The following is a 701-nucleotide window of genomic DNA, read 5'->3' as shown; positions in this document are numbered from 1 at the left end:
CCTGGCGGGCGCTCGCTTTCGTAGCCGTTCCAGCCTCCGAGCCTGGCGATACACCAGGCGGCCCAGGCGAGCGTGTGCGTGGGGTGCGGGTTCTTCTGCTTTTGGGTCTTGCCTTCGAGTTTGGCGATGAGCATTTCCAGGACGGAGATCTCGATGGGATCGAAGAGGCGTGCGGCCTGGAAGTCGAGGCCCGGCGAACCACGTCCGTGTACGAGTTGCATGACCCTGGTGGCGACGACCAACGCGGTGGCGGCCAGGCGTTCGAGTGCATCGCCATCGGCGATGAGGCTTTCCTCCAGATCGATGGCCTGCGACTTCACGGTCCGGAACAGCTGTTCGACGATCCAACGCGAGCGATACATCTCGACGATAGCAATGGCGCCGGCCAGGGTGTTGACGCAATGTGTGGTTAGAAGCCGCCAGATCACCGCTTCCTTGGCCGAGGGTGGATCGATCTCACGCACTTCCACCATGTTGAGCATAAGTTCGCGCGGATCGCGGCTGTCGGCGCCAAGGCGGGGCTGGCGCAAGCTCACCGCGCTGAAGCGAACGGCCAGTTCGACGGTGCGGGCCGGCCGGCCGGGTCGGGCCTGCAGTTCGAAGGCAATGCGGCCGGTTTCCGGGGTCTTGGCGATCGCGCTGAACAGGCGCTCGCCCCGCGTACCCAAGGCCCGATCCCGTACAGCGCGGATGAGCACATG

General features: G+C 65.0%; 1 pseudogene. It reads right to left on the bottom strand.

Going from position 1 to position 701, the window contains the following annotated elements:
- Positions 1 to 668: pseudogene (locus NKG99_RS35800) on the bottom strand (IS4 family transposase); the annotation flags it as partial.
- Between the last annotated feature and the right edge of the window lie 33 nt (positions 669 to 701).

It is taken from the genome of Mesorhizobium sp. M1409 (assembly GCF_040317535.1).
GTDB lineage: Bacteria > Pseudomonadota > Alphaproteobacteria > Rhizobiales > Rhizobiaceae > Mesorhizobium.
Note: the sequence above shows the minus strand (reverse complement) of the source record. Positions and strands in the feature narration are given on the sequence as shown.